Below are 8,182 nucleotides of genomic sequence, written 5' to 3' on the forward strand. Positions count from 1 at the left end.
TCGTACCGCCGGGAAGTTATACCCGTTTTGCCAGTTCTTGGCTTGATGCTCGATGTAAACGTCGAACTCGCCGGCCTTGAACGCTTCGAAGGCGACATCGCTGTCGCGGTAAAACTCGACTTCCATGCGATCGACGTTGTACTTGCCGCGATTGACCGGCAGATCCTTGCCCCAGTAGTCCTTGACCCGTTCAAAAACAATCTGCCGCCCGGGCGTCACCGAGGTGATGCGATAGGGTCCGCTGCCCATGGGGGGTTCAAAGGTGGTTGCCTTGAAATCGCGACCTTTCCAGTAATGCGCAGACATGACGGGCAATTCGCCCAGGCGCAGGATCAATAACGGATTGCCGGCACGCTTGAATACGAATCGAACGCGATGAGGGGTGAGGATATCGACCCTTGCGACTTCCTGAAGATTGGTACGGTATTGCGGATGACCTTCCTTGAGCAGCAGGCGGTAGGAGAACGCGACGTCACGCGCAGTAATCGGCGAACCATCGTGGAAGCGCGCTTCGGGGCGCAAGTTGAACACCACCCAACTGCGGTCCTCGCTGTATTCCACCGACTGGGCGATCAGTCCATAACTGGAGGTCGGCTCGTCGCCGGACGGCGCGTACTGGCCAGTACCGACCATCAGCGGCTCGTTCAGCTCATTGATCCCGTATTGCAGGAAATTCGGCGTCGAGACCGGGCTTGAGCCTTTGAAGGTATACGGATTGAGCGTATCGAAGGTGCCAAACGCCATCACCCGCAACGTACCGCCCTTGGGCGCTTGCGGGTTGACCCAGTCGAAGTGGGTAAATCGGGCCGGGTACTTGAGCGTGCCGAACTGCGCATAACCATGGCTTTCGCTGATCGTCGCGCTTGCGGGAGAGCTCAAGGCCAGGCTGATCAGGAGCAGAAGGAGGGGACGCTTCAAGTCAGAGATCCGATCCAGGCGGCTTGGGCTTTGTGGCCAGTACAGTAACAGCTTGTATCGACAGGAAAAAGACAGGGGGTTAATGCGTGGTTAATTACGCAAGTGGCAGTGAACGAACACAAACCTGTGGCGAGGGGACTGGCCCCCGTTCGGCTACGAAGCAGATGCAAATTCTGAAGATTAAGGGTATCTGAAGGAGCGCGGGGGCCGCTTCGCGACCCAACGGGGGCAAGCCCCCTCGCCACAACAGCCACAACACAACAGCGTTCAAATCGCAGGCGAAAAAAACCCCTGACATCAGGGGTTCTTTTTAGTGTGGCGAAGATACCTTCAGTACCTGCCCAGGCTTCAGCGCCTTGCCGACACGCGGGTTCCAGCGCTTGAGATGCTGCATCTCGACGTTGAAGCGTTTGGCGACCATGTACAGCGAGTCGCCGCGCTGGACCTTGTATTGGGTCTGTGAGTTCTTTTTGCCGGCCTTGCTGTTTGATGCGACGACCGTGTTGACGCGACCAGTGTTGCCCTTGGTGGTATCGCGCATCACCAGTTTCTGACCCGCCTTGAGGTTCTTGCCCGACAGCTTGTTCCAGCGTTGCAGGTCTTTGACATCGACGTTATTGGCCTTGGCAATGCTGCCGAGGCTGTCGCCGCGCTTGACCCGATAGGTGCGCTTTGCGCTGGCGATTTGAGAATCGTCTGCGTTGTCGAAGACCGGTCTGAGCGGCTTCTTGCTGATTAACTCTTCCGGACGCATGGTCGACAGGCTGGTGGTCAGCAACTGCGCCTTGGAGGTGGGCACCAGCAGATGCTGGGGGCCTTCGAGGGTAGTGCGCTGTTTGAGCGCCGGGTTGAGCTGGAACAGTTCGTCTTCATCGATGTTGGCCACCGCGGCAACCGTGGACAGGTCCATGCGCTGATTGATTTCGACGACCTTGAAGTACGGTTCATTGGCGATCGGGCTGAGGTTCACGCCGTAGGCTTCGGGTGCCAGTACCACTTGCGACAAGGCCAGCAGCTTGGGCACGTAGGCCTGGGTTTCCGAGGGCAGTGACAGGTTCCAGTAATCGGTCGGCAGGCCGAGTCTCTCGTTGCGCTCGATTGCCCGGCTGACGGTGCCTTCGCCGGCATTGTAGGCGGCGAGGGCGAGCATCCAGTCACCGTTGAACATGTCGTGCAGGCGGGTCAGGTAATCCAGGGCTGCGGTAGTCGATGCAGTAATGTCGCGTCGGCCATCATAGGCACGGGTCTGGCGCAGGTTGTAGTAACGCCCGGTGGAAGGGATGAACTGCCAAAGACCCACTGCGTGCGCCCGGGAATAGGCCATCGGGTTGTAGGAGCTTTCAATCACCGGAAGTAACGCCAGTTCCAGCGGCATGTTGCGCTCTTCAAGGCGTTCGATGATGTAGTGAATGTACAGGCTGCCGCGCTCGCCAGCGTTTTCGAGAAAGGACGGGTTACTGGCGAACCACAGTCGCTGTTGCTCGATACGCGGGTTGACGCCAAGGCCATCCTGCAACTGGAAGCCCAGGCGCATGCGCTCCCAGACGTCCTGTGCAGCCAGCGGGCTTGGTTTTTCGCTGAGCCAAATGGGTTGCTGTTTGGCGCGGGCGGCGATATTCGGGGTATGTGTCGCGTCAGTCTGCGGCACATGGCTGGAACAACCCGCCAAAGTGGCGGACACAGCCACCGCTATGGCTTGAGCCAGGCGGGTCAATGCGTCTGTATTGATGACTTTACTAATAGATGACGACATTGGCTGGAAGTAAGTTCCGGGCAAAAATGTCGGTCGATTCTAGAAAGCGCACCCCTTGCGGTCAACCATTCAGTATTTTCATTACAAAACGAAGACGGCTTAGAACGTATCTTTCCAAGCCCTTAAAGCAGAAAAAACCATACTCGGTGCCCGGTTATCGGGGCCATTCCGTTCGTCCACTTTTTCTTTAACAGATGTTTCAGAAACACGTAAAAACGGGTTGGTGAGCTTTTCCAAGGCCAGCGTCGAAGGCAAGGTCATGATCCCGGCTTCACGTTGCCGGGTTACTTTGGCCAGGCGAGCGGCAATGTCCTGATTGTCAGGTTCCACTGCTGCAGCAAATTTAAGGTTGCTCAGCGTGTATTCGTGAGTGCAATACACCAGCGTATCTTCCGGCAATGCGGCCAGGCGTGTCAGCGAGGTGTGCATCTGTTCAGGTGTGCCTTCGAACAACCGTCCGCAACCGGCGGCGAACAGGGTGTCACCGCAGAACAACAGGCCATGATGGTAATAGGCAATGTGCCCCAGGGTATGGCCCGGGACGGCGAAAACCTCGAAGTCCCAGCCCAGTACACTGACGCGGTCGTTGTCCTTGAGCGCCACGTCCCGGCCCGGGATGGTCTCGCTGGCGGGCCCGAAAACCTTCGCGTTAGTCGCTTTTTTCAGCCGTTCGACGCCCCCGACGTGGTCATGGTGGTGATGAGTGATCAGAATATCGCTCAATACCCACCCCGGATGTGCGGCAAGCCAGGCCTGCACGGGGGCGGCATCCCCTGGATCGACCACGGCGCAGCGCTGGGTGCGTTGATCTTGTAACAACCAGATGTAGTTATCGGTGAAGGCGGGCAGGGCACTGATCTGTATCATCGTCGGATTCGCCAAGCGGAAAACAATGGCGCATCTTAGAACTTCCTGGCGCGTTGGAGAATGCAATGACCGATAAAGCGTTCGCTCAGGCTGATCCCGAGTGGCTGACATTGATCAGCGCTGCCCGTGAATGGCTGTCCGGCCCTATCGGACAATTTYTGCTGGATGAAGAACGGCGCATGCTCGAAGACGAGTTGGGGCGTTTCTTCGGCGGTTATCTGGTGCATTACGGTCCGTCAGCCCAGACGCCGCCGTCTGCGCCTCAAGTACAGCGCAACGTGCGGCTTGGTGCGCCATTGCCCGGTGTCGAAATTGTTTGTGAAGAACAGGCCTGGCCGTTGAGCGAGCACGCCGCTGACGTGGTGGTCATGCAGCATGGGCTGGATTTCTGCCTGTCGCCCCATGGTTTGCTGCGCGAAGCGGCGAGCAGTGTGCGGCCTGGTGGGCATTTGCTGATCATCGGTATCAATCCGTGGAGCACGTGGGGCTTGCGCCATGTATTTGCTCATGACGCCATGCGCAAGGCGCGTTGCATCTCCCCATCGCGCGTCGCCGACTGGCTGAACCTGCTGGGTTTCGCGCTGGAGAAACGCCGCTTCGGGTGCTATCGTCCGCCGCTCGCGTCACCCGCCTGGCAGACCCGTCTGGCCGGCTGGGAGCGCAAGGCCGGTGACTGGCAACTGTCGGGCGGCGGTTTCTATTTATTGGTGGCCCGCAAGATCGTGGTGGGCCTGCGTCCACTTCGTCAGGAACGGCGCGAACCGATGGGCAAGCTGATTCCCTTGCCGATGGCCAAGGTCAATCGTCGTCGCATCGACCCGTAATACCTTTTTATTATTCCCGGTCGGGTCCGTCCCGGCCTCGGGCATCGTCGATCACGGATCGCCGAGCCACCGCATTTTCTGGATAGATTGGCATGAGCGATAGCGTAGAACTCTTTACCGACGGCGCCTGCAAAGGCAACCCTGGCCCTGGCGGCTGGGGCGCACTGCTGGTGTGCAAAGGCGTAGAAAAGGAACTGTGGGGTGGCGAAGCCAACACCACCAACAACCGCATGGAGCTGATGGGCGCGATTCGTGGCCTCGAAGAGCTGAAACGCTCGTGCGACGTGCTGTTGGTGACGGACTCCCAGTACGTGATGAAAGGCATCAACGAATGGATGGATAACTGGAAGAAACGCGGCTGGAAAACCGCCGCGAAGGAACCGGTTAAAAATGCTGACTTGTGGAAGTTGCTGGATGAGCAGGTCAATCGCCACAACGTCACCTGGAAATGGGTGCGGGGGCACATCGGTCACCACGGTAACGAACGGGCGGACCAGTTGGCCAACCGGGGCGTGGATGAAGTGCGCGGTTACAAGCAAGCTTGATTCTGACTCTGTCGATGTACCGCGTTAAGGCCTTCGCGAGCAGGCTCGCTCCCACACTGGATCTCCATTGTTCGAAAATCCCCTGTGGGGAGCGAGCCTGCTCGCGAGGGCCGCAACCCGGTCTCCCTGAAAGACCCCGGCGAGCGTGTTAACATCGCCGCTTTTGTACGAATGACCCGTTGAGAGCTGAGCACTGATGGCCACCAGATCCGTTGTACTCGATACCGAAACCACCGGCATGCCGGTGACCGACGGCCACCGGATTATCGAAATCGGTTGTGTCGAGTTGATCGGTCGGCGCCTGACCGGCCGGCATTTTCACGTTTACCTGCAGCCGGATCGTGAGAGTGACGAAGGCGCCATCGGCGTTCACGGCATCACCAACGAATTTCTGGTGGGCAAACCGCGTTTCACTGAAGTCGCCGATGAGTTCTTCGAGTTCATCAAAGGCGCGCAACTGATCATCCATAACGCGGCGTTCGACGTTGGTTTCATCAACAACGAATTCGCCCTGATGGGCCAGCACGATCGTGCGGACATCACGCAACACTGCTCGATCCTCGACACCTTGATGATGGCCCGGGAACGTCACCCGGGGCAGCGCAACAGTCTCGACGCCTTGTGCAAGCGTTATGGCGTCGACAACTCGGGTCGTGAACTGCACGGCGCGTTGCTCGACTCCGAGATTCTCGCCGACGTCTACCTGACCATGACTGGCGGCCAGACCAGCCTGTCGCTGGCCGGTAATGCGTCCGACGGCAATGGCTCCGGCGAAGGTGCGGACAACTCCGCCACTGAAATCCGCCGCTTGCCGGCCGACCGCACACGCGCCCGCATCATCCGCGCCAGCGAAGATGACCTGGCCCAGCACGTGGCGCGTCTTGAAGCCATCGCCAAGGCTGCCGGCGCCCCGTCGCTGTGGCAGCAACTGGCGGATGCCAAGGCGCAGGCGTAGCAACTGCCGAGGCTGTAGCAGCTGCCGAGCACCGCGAGGCTGCGTTCGGCTGCGCAGCAGTCGTAAATTGTCAGCGCTCGCTGTATCTGCAAAACCGCGGTATCAGGTTTCACGACGGCTTCTTCACAGCCGRACGCAGCCTCGCGRTGCTCGRCAGCTGCTACAGATTGTGTGCGGGCAACCGACGACCCAATTCGGGGCATCGGCACTCGCCACATCCGCAGCAACCCTCTACCCTGAGGGTATTGACAGGCCACGGTCTGCCGCCTCAGGACACTGAGCCCCATGTATAAAGATTTGAAATTCCCGGTCCTGATCGTCCACCGCGACATCAAGGCCGACACTGTCGCCGGTGATCGTGTTCGGGGCATCGCCCGGGAGCTGGAGCAGGAAGGCTTCAGCATTGTTTCAGCGGTTGATTACACCGAAGGGCGCCTGGTCGCGTCTACCCATCATGGTCTCTCCTGCATGTTGATTGCCGCCGAAGACGCCAGCACGGACTCGCATTTATTGCAAAACATGGCCGAACTGATTGGCCTGGCGCGAGTGCGTGCGCCGGACCTGCCAATCTTCGCCCTCGGCGAACAGGTGACGCTGGAAAACGCGCCGGCCGATGCGATGGCCGAACTCAATCAGTTGCGCGGCATTCTTTATCTGTTCGAAGACACGGTGCCGTTCCTGGCCCGGCAAGTGGCCCGGGCCGCGCGCAAGTACCTGGACGGTCTGCTGCCACCGTTTTTCAAGGCGCTGGTGCAACACACCGCCGATTCCAATTATTCCTGGCACACGCCGGGCCATGGCGGCGGCGTGGCTTATCACAAGAGCCCGGTCGGGCAGGCGTTTCATCAGTTTTTTGGGGAAAACACCCTGCGTTCGGATTTGTCCGTTTCCGTACCCGAATTAGGTTCCTTGCTCGATCACACCGGTCCGTTGGCCGAAGCGGAGGCACGTGCGGCGCGTAATTTCGGTGCCGATCACACCTTTTTCGTGATTAATGGCACCTCGACCGCCAACAAGATCGTCTGGCATTCGATGGTCGCCCGCGATGATTTGGTGCTGGTAGATCGCAACTGTCACAAGTCAGTGTTGCATTCGATCATCATGACCGGTGCGATCCCGTTGTACCTGTGTCCGGAGCGCAACGAACTGGGGATCATCGGCCCGATTCCATTGAGCGAATTCAGTCGCGAATCGATCCAGGCCAAGATCGACGCCAGCCCGCTGACCAAGGGGCGAGCGCCCAAGGTCAAATTGGCGGTCATCACCAATTCGACCTACGACGGTCTTTGCTACAACGCCGAGTTGATCAAACAGAGCTTGGGCAACAGCGTCGAGGTGCTGCATTTCGACGAAGCCTGGTACGCCTATGCGGCGTTCCATGAGTTTTTCTCCGGGCGATACGGCATGGCCACCTCGCGCAGCGAAGACAGTCCGTTGGTGTTCACCACGCATTCCACGCACAAATTGCTCGCCGCGTTCAGCCAGGCCTCGATGATTCATGTTCAAGACGGCGGCGCACGGCAACTGGACCGCGACCGCTTCAATGAAGCCTTCATGATGCACATTTCCACATCGCCGCAGTACAGCATCATTGCGTCGCTGGACGTGGCCTCGGCGATGATGGAAGGTCCGGCCGGGCGTTCGCTGTTGCAGGAGATGTTTGACGAGGCCCTGAGCTTTCGTCGCGCCCTGGCCAATCTGCGGCAGCATATCGCGGCAGATGACTGGTGGTTTTCCATCTGGCAGCCGCCGTCGGTAGAAGGCATTGATCGCGTGGTCACCGAAGACTGGCTGCTGCAAACCGATGCCGACTGGCACGGCTTTGGCGGCGTGACCGACGATTATGTATTGCTTGATCCGCTCAAAGTCACCCTGGTGACGCCCGGCCTGACCGCTGGCGGCGCGCTGAGCGAACGCGGAATTCCGGCGGCGGTGGTCAGCAAGTTCCTCTGGGAACGCGGGTTGGTGGTCGAAAAGACCGGGCTGTATTCGTTCCTGGTGCTGTTCTCGATGGGCATCACCAAGGGCAAATGGAGCACGCTGTTGACCGAGTTGCTAGAGTTCAAGCGCAGCTACGATGCCAACGTCAGCCTCGCAACCTGCCTGCCCTGTGTGGCGCAACAGAGCGGCGGGCGCTATCAAGGCATGGGTTTGCGTGATTTGTGTGACCAATTGCACGCCTGTTATCGCAGCAATGCCACGGCCAAACACCTCAAGCGCATGTACACCGTGCTGCCGGAAATCGTCATGAAACCGGCCCACGCCTATGATCATTTGGTGCGCGGCGCGGTGGAGGCGGTTTCGATCGACGCCCTGGACG

General features: G+C 59.1%; 7 protein-coding genes. 4 read left to right on the forward strand and 3 right to left on the reverse strand.

The window, feature by feature from the left end:
* The 3 genes from AC1DRJ_RS14725 to gloB all read right to left on the reverse strand — a co-directional run.
* Positions 1-918 (reverse strand): extracellular solute-binding protein (locus AC1DRJ_RS14725; protein WP_477802805.1); only part of this gene is annotated, 918 nt, incomplete at its 3' end.
* Between the two features lie 310 nt (positions 919-1,228).
* The gene (locus AC1DRJ_RS14730; RefSeq protein WP_477802806.1) at positions 1,229-2,671 is read right to left on the reverse strand and encodes a LysM peptidoglycan-binding domain-containing protein; all 1,443 of its coding nucleotides are present in this window, start codon (positions 2,669-2,671) and stop codon (positions 1,229-1,231) included.
* A 99-nt stretch (positions 2,672-2,770) separates the two neighbouring features.
* Positions 2,771-3,538, reverse strand: a complete 768-nt coding sequence (gloB, locus tag AC1DRJ_RS14735) for a hydroxyacylglutathione hydrolase (RefSeq protein ID WP_477802809.1) — start codon at positions 3,536-3,538, stop codon at positions 2,771-2,773.
* A 65-nt stretch (positions 3,539-3,603) separates the two neighbouring features.
* Here gloB and AC1DRJ_RS14740 point away from each other — a divergent pair, with 65 nt between their 5' ends.
* The 4 genes from AC1DRJ_RS14740 to AC1DRJ_RS14755 form a co-directional block, all read left to right on the forward strand.
* Positions 3,604-4,362 carry a class I SAM-dependent methyltransferase gene (locus tag AC1DRJ_RS14740; RefSeq protein WP_477802807.1) on the forward strand — a complete coding sequence of 253 codons (759 nt, stop codon included), beginning with the start codon at positions 3,604-3,606 and terminating at the stop codon, positions 4,360-4,362.
* 92 nt (positions 4,363-4,454) lie between these two features.
* Positions 4,455-4,907: a ribonuclease HI gene (gene rnhA, locus AC1DRJ_RS14745; RefSeq protein WP_008028618.1), complete on the forward strand. Its 453-nt coding sequence runs from the start codon at positions 4,455-4,457 to the stop codon at positions 4,905-4,907.
* A gap of 196 nt (positions 4,908-5,103) precedes the next feature.
* Entirely contained in the window at positions 5,104-5,862 is a 759-nt protein-coding gene (dnaQ, locus tag AC1DRJ_RS14750) for a DNA polymerase III subunit epsilon (protein WP_007944584.1), read from the forward strand.
* Positions 5,863-6,147: 285 nt separating this feature from the next.
* A partial coding sequence (locus AC1DRJ_RS14755; RefSeq protein ID WP_477802808.1) for an Orn/Lys/Arg decarboxylase N-terminal domain-containing protein occupies positions 6,148-8,182 on the forward strand: 2,035 nt, incomplete at its 3' end.

The sequence above is a fragment of the Pseudomonas sp. P5_B2 genome (assembly GCF_056400445.1).